Raw genomic sequence first — 19,007 nt, 5'->3', positions numbered from 1 at the left:
GGCAAGGCATCGCTGCCTTGCCCCAATCAATTTTAGGTACCGGACTTAATCTTGGTCCACATACGCGTCACCAAACGTTGGGTTTTTGGCCCGTAAGGCGATGTCGTATAAAGATTTTCCAGTGTCGCGGCGTCTGGATAAATCGCGGTATCGCCGATCACGTCTTCCTCAAGAAATTCCTGAGACGCCAGATTGCCGTTGGCGTAGTAGACATAGTTGGAGGCCGCAGCCATGTTCTGCGCATCCATGATAAAGTTCAGGAATTTATGCGCGGCATCGGGGTTTGGTGCGTCAACTGGGATTGCCATGTTGTCAAACCACATCAGCGCGCCTTCGGACGGCGCGTAATATTCGATCTCAACACCATTTTCCGCCTCTGCCGCACGATCACGCGCCTGAAGGATATCACCCGACCAACCGAATGCGACGCAGATATCGCCATTGGCCAGCGCGTTGATGTATTCCGAGCTGTGGAATTTCTGCACAAACGGCGCGACGGGGGTCAAGACGCCCTCGGCCTTTGCGATCACGTCTTTGTCCTGGCTGTCGGGATCCTCACCGATGTAGGCCAGTGCCGCCGGGATCATTTCAGCAGGAGCGTCGAGGAAATGCACGCCGCAACCGGCCAGCTTTTCCATATTGGCAGGATCAAACAGCAACGCGAGAGAGCCGACAGGGGCATCCTCGCCCAGTGCCTCTTTGACCTTGCCAATGTTCACGCCGATACCTGTGGTGCCCCACATGTAGTTGATGGCGTATTCGTTGCTTGGGTCATATTTCTTCAGGCGATCTTCGATGACGTCCCAAAGGTTGCCGTTGTTGGACAGCTTGGACATATCCAGCTTCTGAAACGCACCCGCGCTGATCTGGCGTTGCAAGAACGTGCCGGAGGGCACCACAACATCATAACCGGACCCACCGGCCAGCATTTTGGTTTCCAGAACTTCGTTGCTGTCAAACACGTCATAGATCAATTCGATGCCGGTTTCCGCCTCGAACTTTTCCAGCAGGCTTTCGTCGATATAGTCCGACCAGTTGTACACACGTACTTCGTCGGCCATGGCGCTGACCGCGGTCAGGGCTGTCGCGGCAACGCCGCCAAGAATTCGGTTCTTCATAGTAAGCTCCCATCAGGTGACCGGGTTGACCCCGGCCTTACGTTAATTTGATCAAGTTTTGCCTCTTCGGGCAAGATGATTTATGGTTTCACGCACAACGCATTGGTGCAAGGTACCGTAACAGCGTAGAATTTGGGCGGCAGAAAATGGCGACAGACGTGATTTCATCCAATAGGGAAAACGGGGGGGAACAATCCGTAAAAACGCCCGCGCACCAACATGTCTACGAAGAGCTGCGCCAGATGATTCTTTTTGGCGATCTGGCCCCCGGCCAAGCGGTGACCATCCAGGGCCTGACCAAGCAGTTGGGCGCAGGGATGACCCCGGTGCGCGAGGCCTTGCGCAGATTGATCTCTGAAGGGGCGCTCACCCATCAAGGCAACCGCCGCGTTAGCGTCCCGGAGTTGACCGAAAGCTGCGCCAACGAGCTTTATTTTATGAGAAAAACCCTCGAAAGTGAACTCACACGTAGGGCTGCAGAACGCATGACACCGGATCGGCTTGCGGCGCTGCAATCCTGTGACAGGGATCTTAATCAAGCAATTGCACTGGGGGATGTGGGTGGATATTTGACGCACAATTACCGGTTTCACAGCCTGATTTATGATGGCGCCGATGCCCCGATCATGAGCGCAACAGTTGACAGGCTTTGGCTGCGCTTTGGACCCTCGTTGCGGGTCATTTGCGGGCGGTTCGGAACCAGCAATCTGCCGGACAAACACAAAGACCTGCTTGAGGCCCTGGCCGCGAACAATATCGAAGCCGCGGTTGCAGCCATGGCAGAGGACGTAGAGCAAGGTATGCTTCAGGTACAGGCCGCCTTTGAAGAAGGTCAGCAAGCCAACTGATTCGATTGACTTCGGATAATTTGATCATATTCTGCGCTCACTCCGTTAGGCCATATTGAAAGGCGCAGAATCATGTCTATCATCTCAAACCACCTTCCGACTGATGAATTGCAGGCATTGGATGCCGCGCATCACCTTCACCCTTTTTCGGAGAACGAGGCGCTGGGCAAAAAGGGTGCGCGGGTCATCACGCGGGCCAAGGGCGTCTATCTCACAGACAGCGAGGGCCACGAAATTCTGGATGCAATGGCGGGTCTGTGGTGCGTCAACATCGGATATGGCCGCGAAGAGATGAGCCAGGTCGCCGCTCGCCAGATGCTTGAGCTGCCGTATTACAACACCTTCTTCCAGACGACCCATGTGCCGGTGATCGCATTGGCGGCAAAACTGGCCGAACTCGCCCCCGGCGATCTGAACCATGTGTTTTTCGCCGGTTCCGGCTCTGAGGCCAATGACACCAACCTCCGGATGGTGCGGACCTATTGGGCGCAAAAGGGTCAGCCAGAGAAAAGCCATGTGATCAGCCGCAAGAACGCTTATCACGGCTCCTCGGTTGGGTCTGGGTCACTGGGCGGCATGACCTACATGCACGAACAGGGCGGCATGCCCATTCCCGGCATTCACCACATCGCACAGCCCGACTGGTGGGCCGAGGGCGGAGATCAAACACCCGAAGACTTTGGTCTGGCCTGTGCGCAGGAACTGGAAACCAAAATCCTTGAGCTGGGTGCGGATAAGGTTGCAGCCTTTATTGGTGAACCTGTTCAGGGTGCAGGCGGTGTGGTTGTGCCCCCCAGCACCTATTGGCCCGAAATTCAGCGGATCTGCAAAAAGCATGATGTTTTGCTGATCGCCGATGAAGTGATCTGCGGGTTTGGACGAACCGGCAATATGTTTGGATCTCAGACATTTGGGATCAGCCCAGACATCATGACCATCGCCAAGGGGCTCAGCTCCGGCTATGCGCCCATTGGCGGGTCGATCGTCAGTGATGAAGTGGCCTCTGTGATCAGTGCCTGTGAGTTTAACCACGGTTATACCTATTCGGGTCATCCTGTTTGTGCCGCTGTCGCGCTGGAAAACCTTCGGATCATCGAAGAAGAAAACATCGTCGATCACGTGCGCAATGTTGCAGCCCCTGCCTTAAAAGCCGCCTTTGAAGCGCTTGAAGAACATCCCTTGGTTGGGACGATCAATATGTCTGGTCTGATGGCTTCCATTCAATTGGCCCCCATCAAGGGCAGCCGCGCACCCTTTGCCGGAGAGCAAGGCGCAGTGGGCTATATCTGCCGCGAGAACTGCTTTGCCCAGAACCTCGTGATGCGTCATGTGGGCGACCGGATGATCGTATCGCCGCCGTTGGTCATCACCCTTGCAGAAATCGAAGAATTGGCAACTCGGGCCAAAGCCGCCTTGGATGCGACCTATGCGGAGCTTCAGGAAAAAGACATGCTCAAAGCGGCATCTTAAACAACATCTCTATAGGCCGGATTTATACCGGCCTATAGCGCTCTCAAACGCTCCAACAACCGCAATGACGGATAACCATCTGGCAAGAGCCCTCTGGCTTTCTGGAAATTACGCACGGCGTTGATGGTCAAAGGCCCCATTTTGGCGTCGATCTTGATGGTATCAAAGCCCGCCGCCGTCAGCCGCTTTTGCAATTCTATCCGCTCATCAAATGTCAGGGCGCGGTCGCCGCGCGGCCAATCATGGCGAATCGGCCCGCCGCCTTTGATCCGGTCGCTAAGATGCCCGACACCGATTACATAGGCATCTGCGGTGTTGTACCTTTCCAGCACTTCAAAGTTATCGAACACCAAGAACGCGGCACCCTCCGCACCGCCCGGCAACAGCACCGATGCCGTGCCGTGGTCGGCGATCGGACCATTCGTGCCCGTTACGCCTTGGGCGGCCCATGCGCTTGGCAGTTTCACCAGATCGCGGCGGGCGGTCGTGTAATCAAACCCCTCGGGCAACGAGACCTCAACACCCCACGGTTGTCCTTTGGTCCAGCCAAAATGTTTCAGATAGGCAGCGGTTGACGCCAAAGCATCCTTTGGATCATCCTCCCAAATATTGCGCCGACCATCGCCGTCATAATCGACCGCATGTGCCTGAAATGATGACGGCATAAACTGTGTATGCCCCATCGCACCGGCCCAGCTTCCGCGCATCCGGGACCGGTCGGTGTCCCCCGATTGCAAAATGGTCAGCGCATGGATCAGCTCCGCCTCAAAGAACGCGGCGCGGCGTGCATCATAGGCCAACGTGGCCAGTGAGCGGATGACGTTGTCACTGCCGCGAAAGGTGCCATATGCGCTTTCAAGCCCCCAGATTGCGGTGACAACTTCCTTCTCTACCCCATAACGCGCTTCGATATTGGTCAGCGTGCCTTGCCATTTGGCCAAGGCCTTGCGCCCGTTCGCAATGCGCAGATCAGATACGGCAGTGTCCAGATAATCCCAAATCGTTTTGGTAAATTCCGATTGGTTCCGATCGCGTTTAATCACCTGCGCATCATAGCGAAGACCAGTCATTGCAGTGTCAAAGGTCTGTGCCGAAATGCCTTGCGACAGAGCGCGTTTGCGAAAACCCGCAATCCAATTTCTCAGCCCTGCAGGCTCTTGTGCGGCCACGCCCGCAACGGCAGCCAAAGCGCTGCGCTGACCCGGTGGCCGAGACGATATTTCCGGCCCTGCCGCCAGTGCCAGAACCGGTGCAATAGCCAATGACATCGCACATAGAAGACTGCTCATCCGCATCATTTTTTACCTGTTGCCTGCAAGGCCATCTTATCAGGTTTTGCCATCCGCAGAAGGGCCGGTTGCGCTTGGGCGGCATCTTGCCCGCTCTTCGGCTTCGGCCCGCAATTGCTTTGTGTATTCTCGAAGCATTGGCACCCTGCGTGGCCGAAAACTTTGCCCGGTGCGCCGCAGATCATCCATCCGGTCAAGGCGGAACACCCTGAAATCACGGCGTAAATGACACCATGCCATTAGCATATTGGTGTCTTGCATATAGACGATACCCAGTGGATCAACCTCGCGCATCGACGGGGCGCCTTTGGCATCAACATAAGAGAACGCAACTGTTTCTTCGGCCCATGTGGCGGCTCGCAAATCCGCCACATCAATGCGAGGTGGATCGGGGCGAAAGAAACGGCGGGCATCTAGAATGGCGTGTTGCAGGCGATGGGCCTGCCGGGGCGGCACCCGCGCAGTCAGCTTGGCAAGCGCAGATTCCGCAGCGCGGGACAGGGCCGGATCGCCAATCACCGCCACATCGCGCAGGCCCAAGACCAACGCCTCCAGCTCGTCGTCTTCGAACCCAAGCGGCGGCAATGCGGCGTCCTCGATCAAGGTGTAGCCAAATCCGGCCTCGCCATCAATCACGGCTCCAAGCCCGCGCAACGCGTCAATATCGCGATAGACAGTGCGCAGGGACACGTCCATTTCATTTGCCAACTGCACTGCCCGAACGGGCGCAGGCAGGCGGCGCAAGGTTGTCATCATCTGAAAAAGGCGATGGGTGCGGTTCATCCTAAGATCATACTCTATCCTGTCAGAAATTGACAGTATCGAATGTTACTCCAGCTTCAGAAACAGGAGACACTGATGATCACCCTCTACACTTACAAACCCGCCTTTGGCGAACCCGCCGCAAGCCCATTTTGTACAAAGGCCATCTGGCTTTTGAATATGTCAGGGCAGGCTTGGCAACGTGAAGACCTTGCTGATCCGCGCAAGATGCCCAATCAAAAACTACCCGCAATCCAAACGGACGGCCAGCTGATCCATGACAGCGACAATATCCGCAGCCATCTTGAAGGTCTGGGCGCGGAGTTTGATCCAGGGTTGTCCGATATGGAAAAGGCCACGTCGCGTGCATTCATCCGCATGGCGGAAGAGCATATGTATTTCCACATCGTCGCGGACAGGTGGTGCAACGATGCAGTTTGGCCAGTGATCCGAGAAACCTATTTTGACAGCATTCCCAAGATGTTGCGCAAATTGATCACCAACAAATTGCGCAAGTCAGTCATTCAGGGCACGCAATTTCAAGGCCTTGGCCGATGGTCCGACGAAGAACGCCTCGCTAGGCTTGAGCCAGACCTGCAAGCCATTTTGACGCGGCTTTGGCTTGGCGCCTACCTGTTCGGCGACAGGCCCACAGCGGCTGATGCTTCGGTCGCGGCGATGCTGACCAATATGCGGGCCACGCCGGGCAAAACCCTGCTCAAGACACGCGTTGCCGAAGACGAAGTGCTGTGCCGTTATATCGACCGGGTCAGTGACGCCTTGGGCAAACAATGGGTCACCGACGGCTCCGCGTCACTTTGCGCTTGATCTTGTCCTTCTTGCGTTTGGCTTTATGCGCCTTGCCACGCGGGCTTCGGCCTGCGGGGCTGCGCGAGCCTTGTTTTATCTTCTGATCCTCGATCTCAAGCAGCTCAAGTGCGATGCCACCAGTGACAGGAACGGCCTCCGAAAGCCTCACTTTGACCCGCTGGCCCAAACCAATGATCATGCCAGTGTCAGACCCCATCAGGGTCTGGCTATCCGCATCGTGGTGGAAGTATTCACGCCCCAGATTGCGCATCGGAATAAGACCGTCCGCGCCGGTCTCGTCCAGCTTCACAAACACTCCGAACCGGGCAATGCCGCTGGTCCGGCCAGTCATTTCATTGCCAACACGTTCTGACAAATAGGACGCAAGATAACGATCCGTCGTGTCACGCTCCGCCATCATCGACCGGCGTTCAGTGTCCGAAATATGCGCCGCGGTTTGTTCCAGCCGCTCGGTTTCTTCGGGGCTGAGCCCGTCTTTGCCCCAGCCATGCGCCGTGATCAATGCACGGTGCACGATCAGATCGGCATAGCGGCGGATGGGCGAGGTGAAATGTGCGTAGGACCGCAGCGCCAAACCAAAGTGACCCAGATGTTGCGGCGCATAATAGGCCTGTGTCATTGACCGCAGGGTCGAGATGTTGATCAGCTCGGCCTCATCACTGCCCGCCGCATCATTGAGCAACCGGTTCAGATGTGCAGTTTGCAAAACTTGACCCTTGGCCAGCTTGAACCCTGCCGCTTGCGCGGTCTCCCGAAGGCTTTCCAACTTTTCGGGTGAAGGTTCCTCGTGGACCCGAAACAGCAGATCAACCTTCTTTGCCAATAGCGTTTCTGCCGCCGCGACATTGGCCAACACCATGAATTCCTCAATCAGCCGATGCGCGTCCAGCCGTTCCTTGAAATTCACCGATTTAACAGTTCCGTCAGCCTCAAGTTCGATGCGCCGCTCTGGCAAGTCGAGATCTAGCGGTTGCCGCTCAGCGCGGGCCAGTTTTAGCGCCTCGTAAGCGGCATAAAGCGGCCTTAGCACCGGCTCCAGCAAAGCTTCGGTCCGGTCGTTGGGCTGTCCGTCGATCGCGTCCTGCACTTCTTGATAATGCAGCGATGCCGGAGATTTCATCAGCCCCCGATGAAAGCTGTGGCGCAGTTTGTTGCCTTTGGAATCAAGCACCATGCGCACAGCAATACAGGCCCGCGGCACGCCTTCATGCAGGCTGCACAAATCCCCAGAAAGGCGGTCCGGCAACATCGGAACAACGCGGTCCGGAAAATAGGTCGAATTGCCCCGCCGGCGCGCCTCTTGGTCCAGCGGCGATCCGGGTGTGACATAGGCGGCCACATCCGCAATCGCGACCCAGACGACATGTCCGCCTTCGTTCTTGGGATCGTCATCGGCATGGGCATAACAGGCATCATCATGATCCCGCGCATCGGAGGGATCAATTGTGATCAACGGCATTTCGCGCAGATCCTCCCGCCCTTTCAAACCCATCGGTTTGGCCGCATCCGCTTGCGCGATCACATCATCGGGAAACTGATCGGGAATACCGTGTTGATGGATCGCAATCAGTGACACGGCTTTGGGCGCTGATGGATCGCCCAACCGGTCAACGATGCGCGCACGCGGCAGGCCCATCCGACCTTTCGGGCCGGCCAATTCCCCTTCGACCAGCTCACCGTCCTTGGCTCCGAAGGTGGCATCATCGGCGACGATCCACTCTTTGTCAGAGCCTTTGTCGATGGGAATAATCCGGCCGCCTTCAGTCCGTTTGCGGAAAATACCCAAGACTTTCTTGGGATTGGTCCCGATGCGCCGGATAAGCCGCGCCTCATAATGATGATCTTCGTTCTTGATCAGGGTGAGCCGCGCCAGAATGCGATCCCCCTCGCCCAGCGCCGGATCAGTGGCACGCGGCAAAACCAGCACACGCGGTTCCTTCCCTTCGCCCTGCCATTCCATCGGCTTCGCGTAAAGGTCGCCGTCGCGGTCCGGGCCAGTGACCACCAAAACGGAGACCGGCGGCAAACGGTCAGGGTCTTGGTAGCTGCGATTGCGCTTTTCCAGATGACCTTCGGCTTCCAGCTCTTTCAGCACCCGCTTGAGGTCGATACGCGCGGCACCTTTGATCCCGAACGCCTTGGCGATGTCGCGCTTGGCGGTCAAGGTCGGGTTCTGGGTGATCCATTCGAGAATTTCGGGTTTGGAGGGGATTTTGCTCATATCCCTGAGGTAGCACGCGACCTGCGGCGCGTCATCGCAAATCGTCTGCTGTGTCTATGTCCCGCAGTGGCGTAATCTCAGCAATCCGGTAGCCCGCAAGCGTTGCCTTGCTGTCTGACAGTGCATCTGCGCTGGACCAATGCACACCCGCGAAAAACCCAGCTGGCTGGCGTGCGGGATGTTTCAACCCGACAAGCCAGTAACCGCCATCTGGCGCGGGGCCAAAAACCGCATCATGATCGCCCAGCGCGGCAAATGCCTCGGCAATGTGGTGACGGGTGATGCCGGGAATATCGGCGCCAATCACGCAGGCCGGCCCCGGTGCGGACAGACGCAGCATCCGCGCCATACGGTCGCCCAGGTTTCCGTTGCCTTGAGGAAAGCGGGGGAGATGTGACGGCCAGTTGCGGCTTTTCAGGCCTTCAACATCCGGCGCGACAGCCAGAACAACCTGCCAGCGCGGATCTTCGATTCGGCGCAACAGACGGCGGGTTTGATGGCGGAACCACCACGCCGCAGCTGTCATTCCAATGTCACGTCCCAGCCGTGTTTTCACCCGTCCGGGTCGCGGTTCCTTCACCATCACGATGAGGGTGGCGTTTTTCACGCAAAATAGTCCCACAGAATGCGGCCATAGATCGCTTTGAGCTGGTGAATATGGTCCACCTTCACATGTTCATCGACCTTGTGCATGGATTGGCCGACCAACCCGAATTCCACCACCGGGCAGTGATGTTTGACAAACCGCGCATCCGATGTGCCGCCCGATGTGGACAACACAGGTTTCACCCCCGTTTCAGCCTCAACCGCCTTGCCGATCATATCCGACAGGGGTCCAGGCGGTGTGATGAAGCTTTCACCGGAAATTTTGACGCTCATCTCGATCTCAACGCCAAATTCGTCACGGATGAGCGCGTTTTGTTGCTCCAGCCATGTGGTCAAGCTGGCCCCTGAGTGAAGATCATTAAAGCGGATGTTCAAACCCGCTGTGCAATTTGCCGGAATGACATTTGTAGCCGGGTTGCCGGTATCAACGGTCACAATTGCCAGTGTGGAGGCGTCAAAGTGATCTGTGCCTTGATCCAGCTCATGCGAGGCCAACCTGTCCATCAGGCGGACCATCGCATTGAGCGGATTGTTGGCGCGGTGCGGATAAGCCGAATGCCCCTGCACGCCCGTGACCGTGACGCGGGCATTCATCGACCCGCGGCGCCCGATTTTCATCATCTCGCCCATGGTTTCCGGGCAGGTCGGCTCGCCCACCAAACACACATCCATGCGTTCGCCATTGTTTTTCATGTACTCAAGCAGCGCAGTGGTGCCATCCAGCGCGTCACCTTCTTCATCGCCCGTAATGGTCAGAATGATCGACCCGTCGGGCGGGGTGTCTTTTACAAAATCCACGGCTGCGGCGGCAAAAGCGGCAACGCCGGATTTCATATCCGTGGTGCCGCGCCCGAACATGATGCCGTCTTTGATCTCGGCCCCGAACGGCGGCATGGACCAATCCTCAGGATTGCCAATCGGCACGACATCGGTGTGACCATTGAACCCGAAGGAGCGTGTGTTGCCCTTGTTGCCCCAGCGGGCGAACAGATTGCGAATGCCGCCCCGATCCGCCCAGGCACAGTCAAAACCGGCCTCGCTCAGCAGATCATGCAGGATTTCCAGAGCACCTTCATTGGCAGGCGTTACAGAGGCACAGCGCACCAGTTGCGCGGTCAGTTCGGCGGGATCAACACCGGGCATGGCGGTTCCTTTTGGCTAGGTCAGTCAAATTTGCCCTGTTTTGTGGCGAAAAACACGTGATGCCAAGGGGGATGGCCCAGAAAAGGTTAACAGTTCTTAAATCCTCGTGTTAAGTTTGTGGCAATAATATGACCCGAGGCAGGGCGCAGCAGCATATCGCAAATGACGGAACCGGAAAAATCCGGCCGCGCTTGCATCCAAGAACAATCGCATGGGCATACCATGCAGGCTGCCACGTTCTGTCTGAACCAGAGGTTTGAGGCACATGGTAGCAGCGTCGGAACTCCCTATTGAAACGGTGCGCGAAGGCACAACTGCGCTTGATATGGCGCAGGCGATCTTTGGCAATGGCGTCACGGTCACTGGCGCCACATACTACGGTGATCGCGACAGCGCAGGCATCTACTCCAACGGCAACAGCGTCGCGCCGGGGGTCACGCCATCTGATACCGGTGTGATCATGTCCACGGGCGAGGCTGAGGATTTCACCAATTCCAGCGGCCAGTCCAACCAAAGTACGAACACCGGCACCAATACCTCTGGCAGCAACAACGTCAGCATGTACAACAACCACGCTGGCGCACGTACCTATGATGCCTCAACGCTGGATGTGGATTTCATCCCCGATGCGGCCACCATGACGATGCAGTTTGTGTTTTCATCCGAGGAATACCCCGAGTTTCAAAATTCGATCTATCAGGATTTTGTAGGCGTCTGGGTCAATGGTGATCTGGTGGAGATGGATGTTGGCAATGGCGATACCGATCCGGGTAACGTCAATACGACCAACAACATCAACATGTACGTCAACAACCAGTCCGACGATTACAACACCGAGATGGACGGCTTTACCATCACCATGACTTTGACGATGGCCGTGAATCCGAATGTGGTGAACTCCATGCGGATCGCCATTGCGGATGTGTCGGACAACCAATTTGATTCAAATCTCTTGATCGCGGGCAATTCGGTTCAGACCGGCCTTGTCGCGGTGTCGGATGACATTGATCTTTACCCCGACGGTGACAAAGACATTGATGTTCTGGCCAATGACATCAACAACGCACCCGGCAGCACGCTGACGATCACACAAATCAACGGACAAGACGTTTTTGCCGGTGATACGATCACCCTGCCCACGGGCCAGACAGTCAAGCTGAACCCGAACGGCACCTTTACCGTGACAGGTGACGGCGATGTCGAGAACTTCAATTTCACCTATACTGTCGACAACGGCAGCAACACTGATGTCGGCTTTGTCAACGCGACTGGCGTGCCTTGCTTTGTCGCTGGGACAATGATCGATACACCGGAGGGTGAGCGCCCTGCCGAGACCCTGATGCCGGGAGATCTGGTGCTGACCCAAGATGACGGGCCGCAACCGTTGCGCTGGATCGGGACACGCACAGTTGAGGCCGAGGGCGAGTTTGCCCCGATCCATATCCGCGCCAACACGTTTGGCGATCACCGCGACCTGCTGGTATCTCCGCTACACCGGGTCTTGATCCGTGACAATCTGGCAGAGCTTCTGTTTGGTGAGGCCGAGGTCTTGGTCGCGGCGCGTGATCTGGTCAACGACAGGTCCGTGCGGCGCAGGCCGGGCGGCGATGTGACCTATGTTCACCTGCTATTTGACCGTCATCAGGTGGTGTTCTCCGAGGGGCTTGAGACAGAAAGCTATCTGCCCGGCCCGCAAACCAACAAGAGCTTTGAAACAGAAGTTGTCGCCGAGATCTGTGCGCTCTTTCCCGAAATTGATCCCGAAACCGGCATCGGCTATCCCCCCGCGGCACGTCGGACCTTGAAGCGGTTTGAAGCCGATCTTCTGCGATCTGGTCAGGTGGCTTAAGATGACCTGGCTGGCCCTCAGCGATCACGATGACCGCCGGTTTTCCCTGCGCGGTCTTGGCGCCGACAAGAAAGACAAACCTCTGCTGGCAGATCATCCCGGCAGCTTGCTCAACCGTGGCACGATCATGTTTGAGACCCGGCTGACCCCTGATGGCAAACCGCAGGTTCTGTTCGGGTACAAAGCCACCTATCCCGAGTTGCGCAGCCTGACCTTTCAGGCCATCCCAGGCGGTGGGATCGCGATGGTTCAGGTACAAGATCAGGATATCTGCCATGCCGCGATCCAAAGATCCGAAACCGGGCGTACAGATGTAGTCAGGATTACATATTCGTGGGATTGCAACGCAAACTGGGCCCGGATGACGCTGGAGCGGCCGGAAGACGCGCAAATTTCGCATGCCTATATCGATGTGCCAAAACCGCTATCGCTGGATGACATTCGCGACCTGATGTTGGGGCGCAATGATCACAGCTTTTCTGCCGATATGATCTTTGCCGCGCTGTCAGATCAGATCGAACCAATTGGCCCGATGCCAAGCCTGCTGCCAAGTACACCGGTTGCGACGCCGCGCGGGTACAAGGAAGTGGGGCAGCTACAGCGCGGTGATACCGTCCTGACGGGCAACGCGGGCATCGTGCCGGTTCTCCATAGCTTGGGTAGAATGGTCCCGGCCCGCGGCAGTTATCGCCCCGTACGGTTGCGCGCGCCCTACTTTGGCTTGCAACAAGATATCATCGTTTCCCCCGATCAAAGGCTGATCATCGACGGGCCGGAAGTGGAATATCTGTTCAACCAAGAGGCGGTACTGGTGCCCGCACGTCATCTGGTCAACGGGTTCGCCGCGCTTGAGGAACCCTGCGGACCCGTCATTCGCTATGCCCAGTTGCTGTTGCCGTCTCATGAAACCTTGCTGGCCGCTGGGACCACGCTGGAAAGCCTTTATATCGGACGCATTCGGCGCAATGGCCAACATCTGGCCAACAGCCTGCTCCAATCATTTGACCGTGGTTCCCTGCCCGAACATGGGCGCCCGGCGCATCACGTTCTGCGTTGGTATGATGCCATCCATCTGGCGCGTCAGCGGGCCGCTTGATGTAAAATGGGCAAGTCAAAGGATAGCAAACCTTGCGATCCTTGGCTCATTCCGGTGACGGCAATTCCTTGTCAAAGAACGGGGTCATTTGCGCCACGATCACCGCATTTTCCTCAAGCGCGCGCTGCATCAAGGCGCGTTCTTCATCGCTGATGTCTTGCCCGTCCGCTTCGCGTTCTTCCATGGTGCCATAGCCAGTCACATCCAAAGGATTGGTGTCCGCCTGTTTGAGAATAGCGACGGTTTCACGCACGGCTTCGGCCTCATCCACGCCGGAGGCGAAACACATCAGCGCGGCACCTGTTGCCTTGTCCGGCAAGCCATCGCCCTCTTTGCGGCCAATCTGCACCAGCAAGGTGAACACCTGTTGGCGTGACTTCTTTTTGGCTTTCTTAGGATCAGACATGACAAGGGCCACCTTTTTCGCGTGAAAGGCAGCCCTAGCGTGATCTGTGGGAATTGAAAAGCCTCGGCTCAGGACCGGCTGCGAAAGGCGTTGATCGCCGCAATCAGGATACAGGCCCCGACAACACCGGCAAACAGCTGTCCGATCCACCCGCCCAAAGACGAGCCAAAAATAAACCCGAGGATCGCGTTGAACAGCATCGCACCCACGATGCCCATAAAGATGTTCAGCAGCAAACCGTGGTCACGCTTCATGATCTTTTCAGCAATCCAGCCTGCAAGCGCCCCGACAACAAGCGCCGCAAACCATCCAAGTCCTGTCATGTCGTTCTCCTTCACTTTGTTAGAAGGAGAACGCACAAGTCCGGGGTTTGGTTCCCGCGCTGCGGATCAGTCGCGCAGCAGCTCGTTGATGGAGGTTTTGGAACGGGTCTTTTCATCCACGCGTTTGACGATCACAGCACAGTAAAGGTTCACACCGTTCTTGGATGGCATGGAGCCCGCCACCACAACGGAACCGGAAGGCACTTCGCCATACATGACTTCGCCGGTTTCGCGATCCACGATCTTGGTTGATTGGCCGATGAAAACGCCCATGCCCAGAACGGAGCCTTCACGGACGATACACCCTTCAACAACTTCGGAGCGCGCCCCGATAAAGCAGTTGTCTTCGATGATGGTTGGACCCGCTTGCATCGGCTCCAACACGCCGCCAATGCCAACACCGCCAGACAGATGCACGTTCTTACCGATCTGGGCGCAAGACCCGACAGTAGCCCATGTGTCGACCATTGTGCCGCTGTCCACATAGGCACCGATGTTCACAAAGGATGGCATCAACACCACGCCAGGCGCGATGAAAGCCGATTTGCGCACAACACAGTTGGGCACGGCGCGGAAACCCGCGGCTTTCCACTGGTTGTCGCCCCAACCCTTGAACTTGCTGTCAACCTTGTCCCACCAGCCAGCACCCTGCGGACCACCTTCTTGGTGTTCCATGTCTTTGATGCGGAAGCCAAGCAGAACCGCCTTTTTGGCCCATTGGTTCACATGCCATGACCCATCTGCCTGTTTCTCGGCAACCCGCAGATTGCCGCTGTCCAGCGCGTTCAGGGTGTCTTCGATAGCATCGCGGACCTCGCCCGTGGTGGCCGAAGTGATCTGATCGCGGGCGTCCCATGCTGCCTCAATGGCGGTTTCCAGCTGCGCGTTCGACATATCCGTATCTCCAATTTCAATTCTCAGGCTTGTCGCGGGCTATAGCCGCTCCCCCCCCTTGGATCAATCCGGCATTCCGCGCTCCGCATCGCTTTCAAAACCGCCGCCCGCCACCGCAAAAGCGCCAAAGATGTTGCGGATCAACGCCAATGCCCGGTTTGGGGTAAGGTCAGGATTGAGTTTTTCTTGCCAAATGAAGATCAGATTCGGCCAGATTGCGAGGCTGGCGCGTTATGCAATCGGATCAGGGGCCGGGTTTGCACCGCAGAGCAAGACAGCGACCTTTTCGCCCGGCTCTGGCTGGTAGGCGCCGCTCATCAAGGCGGCGAGGGCGGCCGCACCGGCAGGTTCGACCAAAATGCGCCATTCGCGCCAAAGTGCCACCTGCGCAGCGGTGATCGCATCGTCATCCACCAAAACGGAAGCGCCCAAATGGGCCTGCGCCAAACCAAAACAAATTTCGCCTATGCGCCGCGCACCCAGGGCATTGGCCGCGACACCCGAAACAGGAACATCGCAGGGTTCACCGTATTCCAGCGCCTTGTGCAACGCGCAGCAATGGCGCGGTTCAACGCCCACCACCTTGCGGCGGCCCTGAAGCCAACCCAGCGCACCGCCGATCAGCCCACCGCCACCCACGGCGATCAGAACGGTGTCGGCATCAAGGCCTTGGGCCTCCCATTCCGCCATCATGGTGCCTTGGCCCGCGACGGTGCCCGGCGCATCATAGGCATGGATCTGCATCGCACCGGTTTTGGCCTCATGGGCCTGTGCGGCAGCCAGCGCGTTGGCGTATTCGCCCGGCACGACGGTCAGTTCGGCACCCGTTCGACGGATCAGATCAATTTTTGCCGGCCCGGCCAGTTCTGGCACAAATATATGCGCGTCATGGCCCAGCGCCTTGGCCGCATGGGCGACCGCCGCACCGTGATTGCCGCCGCTGGCCGCAACAACGCCGCCATCTGGCACATCGGTGGACAACAAGGTGTTGAATGCGCCCCGCGCTTTGAATGTGCCAGTGTGCTGCATATGCTCAAGCTTCATCGTGATCGCATGGGACAAACCAAAGCTTTGCGTTGTGATCACCGGGGTTTCGCGAACATAGGGCGCAACCCGTGCTTTTGCCGCCTCAATCTCAGCTTTCCACTCCATGATCACGCTCCTGTTGCTGGTGCTCAAAGCGCAAACCCTATAGCTCTGGATCAAACGCGCAAGCAGGAAGTGACCCTCATGAAAGACGACCGTACCAGCCCGTTCAGGGACGCCCATACAGACCGCGATTCTGCGGAACATGTCCCCGATACACCGCAAAGCCGCGCCCCTGCATATCGGTTGGCCTTTGCGGACGAAGATTTCCTGTGCCGGGATGAGTTGCGACCCGTGCGTCTGCAACTTGAGTTGCTAAAACCTCAGCTGATGCTGGATGAGCAAGGCATCGAGAGCACCATTGTGCTGTTTGGTGGCGCACGCATTCCCGCCCCTGCGGACAAGGACAAAGCCCGCACGCAAACACTGGCGGATCTGTCACGGTTTTATGATGAGACCCGCGAGTTTGCGCGGCTGATGACCCTGAAATCCATGCAAGGTGGCGGTCATGAGGATGTGATTGTCACCGGCGGCGGGCCGGGTGTGATGGAGGCAGGCAACCGCGGCGCGATTGACGCAGGCGGTCATTCCATTGGTCTCAACATCGTGTTGCCGTTTGAGCAGGCGCCAAACGAATATGTCACGCCTGAGCTGTGCTTTAACTTTCACTACTTTGCGATCCGCAAGATGCATTTCCTGATGCGGGCAAAGGCGATTTGTGTGTTCCCTGGCGGCTTTGGCACCATGGATGAGTTGTTCGAGGCGCTGACACTGATCCAGACGGGCCGGATGCAGCGGGTGCCATTCCTGCTGTTTGGCAAGGAATTCTGGCAAAAAATCATCAACTGGGATGCGCTGGCGGATGCCGGCACCATCTCTGCCGAGGATCTGGATCTCTTCCGCTTTGTCGAAACGGCGCAAGAGGCTATGGATCTCATCGAAAATTGGGAAACTGCCCCAGCACGGGATGCTATTCCGGGGAGGTAGCGGGTGAAAGTATTGAGTTTGCCTGCGGGTTACGCAGGCAAAACACCCACTTCGACGTGATGTGGAAGGGTTTCAACGACCTGACCGTGCAGCGTTTCTTTGATCGCATAGCCATATCCAGCCAGACGGTGCTTCCATTCCCGAACCGACAGGGCGCAGGCGCGTTCGCTCAGGATAAAATCGAACACCTTGCTGGTGTCAAATTGGTCTTTCTTAGAGATAAAGGACATTGGTCCGCTCCTTGATTGGTTTCAATCTGGAAACAACCTTTGCGCGGGACCATGGCAGTAATTGAACCGAATTGCGGCAGAATAAAGGTATTTTCCTAGGCCCGGTGCGCCCTAAAAATAAGGGGTCGCACCTCAGGTGCAGCTCTATTCTTCGAAATTGAGAATAAATTGCCGCTGTTCGATTGTATCTGGAATGGAAACGCCGCGGCCGGTGCTGACCTGTTCAATGGCCTGTTCCGGGGTTTGACCTAGCCGGATCAATACGGCGGATGCCACCATGCCGGATCGCCCGATGCCCGCGCGACAGTGAATGGCGACATGTGCGCCGCTTTGCAGATGATCCGCGATATGGATTACCAGCCTGCGAAAGGCGGTTTCATCTGGCAATCCAAAATCAACAATCGGGTGGTTTTCAAACACCATGCCCGCATTGGCGCATAATGCCGCTTCGGATGCGACGCCCAGCAAGGCCGCCTCATCCGGGGCCAGCATAGAGACGATGCGTGTGATACCCGCCTTCGCAAAGGTTGTGAATTGATCCGGCAACTTCTCGCCGGTTGGGCAAGGCATGATCGTCAACTGTCCGGGCAGATCTGCCGCGATCAAAAACCGTTCTGGCAAGGTCAGTTTCCTGTCAGGCCCGCCTCTTGGGCGATCTGCTTGCGGGATTTGCGTTCGCGTTCGGTGGCAGACTTCAGCTGTCCGCAGGCGGCCATGATGTCTTCGCCGCGCGGGGTGCGGACGGGGCTGGCATAGCCGGCCTTGTAGACGATCTCGGAAAACGCGCGGATGCGGTTGTTTGACGAGCGTTTGTAAGGGGCGCCGGGCCATTCATTGAACGGGATCAGGTTGATTTTGGCGGGAATGCCATCGATCAATTTCACCAATCTCCGGGCGTCTTCGTCGCTGTCGTTGATCCCGTGCAGCATCACATATTCAAATGTAATCCGTTCAGAGTTAGACACTTTGGGATAGACCCGCAGGGCATCCAGCAATGTCTCGATGTTCCAGCGTTTGTTGATCGGCACCAGCTTGTCGCGCACCTCATCCGTGGTGGCATGGAATGAAACGGCAAGCTGGCAGCCGATCTCTTCGGCGGTGCGGGCGATCTCTGGCACTACGCCAGAGGTGGACAGGGTAATGCGGCGGCGAGACAGCTGAATGCCCTCAGCATCCATTGCGATCTTCATCGCGTCGCGCACGTTCTCAAAGTTATAAAGCGGCTCGCCCATGCCCATCAAAACGATGTTCGACAAAAGCCGCCCTTCGACGTTTTTCGCACCAATCTCGGGCCATTCGCCCAGGTCATCGCGTACCACCATCACCTGACCAATGATTTCAGCCGCGGTCAGGTTGCGAACCAGTTTTTGGGTGCCGGTATGGCAGAACGAACAGGTCAACGTGCAACCCACTTGAGAGGAGATGCACAGCGTGCCGCGTGAATCCTCGGGGATATAGACAATCTCGACCTCGTGACCGCCCGCAATTTTCACCAAGTATTTGCGCGTGCCATCTTCGGAGATTTGCCGTGTGACCACTTCGGGAATCTCAATGACAAATTGTTCCGCCAGTTCGGCACGATACGCTTTGGACAGGTTGGTCATCTCGGCAAAGTCGCGCACGCCCCAGAGATAAATCCACTGCCAGATCTGGCCGACCCGCATTTTGGCCTGTTTTTCAGGTGTACCGCTGGCAATCAGAACTTCGCGCAGTTTTTCCCGCGTCAGCCCGACAAGGTTCATTGGCCCATCCGGCAATTTGCGCGGAATGGTCATGACGTCCTGTGTGATCGGTGCAGTGCCGGACATGGCGAATCTCCAATGAGGGGTGATGCGCCTCTATATAGAG

19 protein-coding genes are annotated in these 19,007 nt (G+C 57.1%); 6 read left to right on the top strand and 13 right to left on the bottom strand.

Annotated elements, in window-relative coordinates:
* Nucleotides 1-32 precede the first annotated feature (32 nt).
* Nucleotides 33-1,118 (bottom strand): polyamine ABC transporter substrate-binding protein, encoded by a 1,086-nt coding sequence (locus tag C8N31_RS09685; RefSeq protein ID WP_025049287.1) that lies wholly within the window; start codon nt 1,116-1,118, stop codon nt 33-35.
* A 146-nt stretch (nt 1,119-1,264) separates the two neighbouring features.
* On the opposite strand from C8N31_RS09685, the gene C8N31_RS09680 reads away from it, so the two are divergent.
* Together C8N31_RS09680 and C8N31_RS09675 are read left to right on the top strand one after the other, a co-directional pair.
* On the top strand, nt 1,265-1,966 hold the full coding sequence (locus C8N31_RS09680) for a GntR family transcriptional regulator (protein ID WP_025049286.1): 702 nt from the start codon (nt 1,265-1,267) through the stop codon (nt 1,964-1,966).
* Nucleotides 1,967-2,038: 72 nt separating this feature from the next.
* Nucleotides 2,039-3,436, top strand: coding sequence for an aspartate aminotransferase family protein (locus C8N31_RS09675; protein ID WP_025049285.1), 1,398 nt, complete (start codon nt 2,039-2,041; stop codon nt 3,434-3,436).
* Nucleotides 3,437-3,468: 32 nt separating this feature from the next.
* Here C8N31_RS09675 and C8N31_RS09670 read toward each other — a convergent pair whose 3' ends face one another.
* Together C8N31_RS09670 and C8N31_RS09665 are read right to left on the bottom strand one after the other, a co-directional pair.
* Nucleotides 3,469-4,725, bottom strand: a complete 1,257-nt coding sequence (locus C8N31_RS09670; protein ID WP_420834953.1) for a lytic murein transglycosylase — start codon at nt 4,723-4,725, stop codon at nt 3,469-3,471.
* Between the two features lie 39 nt (nt 4,726-4,764).
* Nucleotides 4,765-5,508 (bottom strand): helix-turn-helix transcriptional regulator, encoded by a 744-nt coding sequence (locus C8N31_RS09665; protein WP_025049283.1) that lies wholly within the window; start codon nt 5,506-5,508, stop codon nt 4,765-4,767.
* A 75-nt stretch (nt 5,509-5,583) separates the two neighbouring features.
* Here C8N31_RS09665 and C8N31_RS09660 point away from each other — a divergent pair, with 75 nt between their 5' ends.
* Nucleotides 5,584-6,315 carry a glutathione S-transferase family protein gene (locus C8N31_RS09660; protein ID WP_025049282.1) on the top strand — a complete coding sequence of 244 codons (732 nt, stop codon included), beginning with the start codon at nt 5,584-5,586 and terminating at the stop codon, nt 6,313-6,315.
* Here C8N31_RS09660 and rnr read toward each other — a convergent pair.
* The 3 genes from rnr to dapE are packed head-to-tail and all read right to left on the bottom strand — an operon-like array spanning nt 6,284 to nt 10,288.
* On the bottom strand, nt 6,284-8,539 hold the full coding sequence (rnr, locus tag C8N31_RS09655) for a ribonuclease R (RefSeq protein WP_025049281.1): 2,256 nt from the start codon (nt 8,537-8,539) through the stop codon (nt 6,284-6,286). The genes C8N31_RS09660 and rnr overlap by 32 nt on opposite strands.
* Nucleotides 8,540-8,570: 31 nt before the next feature.
* Nucleotides 8,571-9,122: a TIGR04282 family arsenosugar biosynthesis glycosyltransferase gene (locus C8N31_RS09650; protein ID WP_037918820.1), complete on the bottom strand. Its 552-nt coding sequence runs from the start codon at nt 9,120-9,122 to the stop codon at nt 8,571-8,573.
* Nucleotides 9,123-9,142: 20 nt separating this feature from the next.
* Nucleotides 9,143-10,288, bottom strand: a complete 1,146-nt coding sequence (dapE, locus tag C8N31_RS09645; protein WP_025049279.1) for a succinyl-diaminopimelate desuccinylase — start codon at nt 10,286-10,288, stop codon at nt 9,143-9,145.
* Between the two features lie 265 nt (nt 10,289-10,553).
* Between dapE and C8N31_RS09640 the strand changes: the two genes are divergently transcribed.
* Nucleotides 10,554-12,137 carry a Hint domain-containing protein gene (locus C8N31_RS09640; protein ID WP_025049278.1) on the top strand — a complete coding sequence of 528 codons (1,584 nt, stop codon included), beginning with the start codon at nt 10,554-10,556 and terminating at the stop codon, nt 12,135-12,137.
* 1 nt (nt 12,138) lies between these two features.
* Nucleotides 12,139-13,233 carry a Hint domain-containing protein gene (locus tag C8N31_RS09635; RefSeq protein WP_025049277.1) on the top strand — a complete coding sequence of 365 codons (1,095 nt, stop codon included), beginning with the start codon at nt 12,139-12,141 and terminating at the stop codon, nt 13,231-13,233.
* Between the two features lie 46 nt (nt 13,234-13,279).
* On the opposite strand, the gene C8N31_RS09630 is transcribed toward C8N31_RS09635, so the two are convergent.
* The 4 genes from C8N31_RS09630 to C8N31_RS09615 all read right to left on the bottom strand — a co-directional run bounded on the left by C8N31_RS09630 (nt 13,280) and on the right by C8N31_RS09615 (nt 16,008).
* Entirely contained in the window at nt 13,280-13,639 is a 360-nt protein-coding gene (locus tag C8N31_RS09630; protein ID WP_025049276.1) for a hypothetical protein, read from the bottom strand.
* Between the two features lie 68 nt (nt 13,640-13,707).
* Nucleotides 13,708-13,962 (bottom strand): GlsB/YeaQ/YmgE family stress response membrane protein, encoded by a 255-nt coding sequence (locus tag C8N31_RS09625; RefSeq protein ID WP_025049275.1) that lies wholly within the window; start codon nt 13,960-13,962, stop codon nt 13,708-13,710.
* 66 nt (nt 13,963-14,028) lie between these two features.
* On the bottom strand, nt 14,029-14,856 hold the full coding sequence (gene dapD, locus C8N31_RS09620; RefSeq protein ID WP_025049274.1) for a 2,3,4,5-tetrahydropyridine-2,6-dicarboxylate N-succinyltransferase: 828 nt from the start codon (nt 14,854-14,856) through the stop codon (nt 14,029-14,031).
* A gap of 231 nt (nt 14,857-15,087) precedes the next feature.
* Nucleotides 15,088-16,008, bottom strand: a complete 921-nt coding sequence (locus tag C8N31_RS09615; protein ID WP_025049273.1) for a threonine/serine dehydratase — start codon at nt 16,006-16,008, stop codon at nt 15,088-15,090.
* Between the two features lie 78 nt (nt 16,009-16,086).
* Between C8N31_RS09615 and C8N31_RS09610 the strand changes: the two genes are divergently transcribed.
* The gene (locus C8N31_RS09610) at nt 16,087-16,929 is read left to right on the top strand and encodes an LOG family protein (RefSeq protein ID WP_025049272.1); all 843 of its coding nucleotides are present in this window, start codon (nt 16,087-16,089) and stop codon (nt 16,927-16,929) included.
* Nucleotides 16,930-16,958: 29 nt separating this feature from the next.
* Here C8N31_RS09610 and C8N31_RS09605 read toward each other — a convergent pair whose 3' ends face one another.
* The 3 genes from C8N31_RS09605 to rlmN form a co-directional block, all read right to left on the bottom strand.
* The gene (locus C8N31_RS09605) at nt 16,959-17,159 is read right to left on the bottom strand and encodes a hypothetical protein (protein WP_025049271.1); all 201 of its coding nucleotides are present in this window, start codon (nt 17,157-17,159) and stop codon (nt 16,959-16,961) included.
* Nucleotides 17,160-17,303: 144 nt separating this feature from the next.
* On the bottom strand, nt 17,304-17,780 hold the full coding sequence (locus tag C8N31_RS09600; RefSeq protein ID WP_025049270.1) for a protein-tyrosine phosphatase family protein: 477 nt from the start codon (nt 17,778-17,780) through the stop codon (nt 17,304-17,306).
* A 2-nt stretch (nt 17,781-17,782) separates the two neighbouring features.
* Nucleotides 17,783-18,967: a dual-specificity RNA methyltransferase RlmN gene (gene rlmN, locus C8N31_RS09595; RefSeq protein ID WP_025049269.1), complete on the bottom strand. Its 1,185-nt coding sequence runs from the start codon at nt 18,965-18,967 to the stop codon at nt 17,783-17,785.
* Nucleotides 18,968-19,007: the final 40 nt, after the last annotated feature.

Origin of the sequence: Sulfitobacter mediterraneus, from assembly GCF_003054325.1 — a bacterium.
In the GTDB taxonomy this organism is placed as follows: Bacteria; Pseudomonadota; Alphaproteobacteria; order Rhodobacterales; family Rhodobacteraceae; genus Sulfitobacter; species Sulfitobacter mediterraneus.
This window is presented reverse-complemented; position numbering and strand designations above follow the sequence as displayed.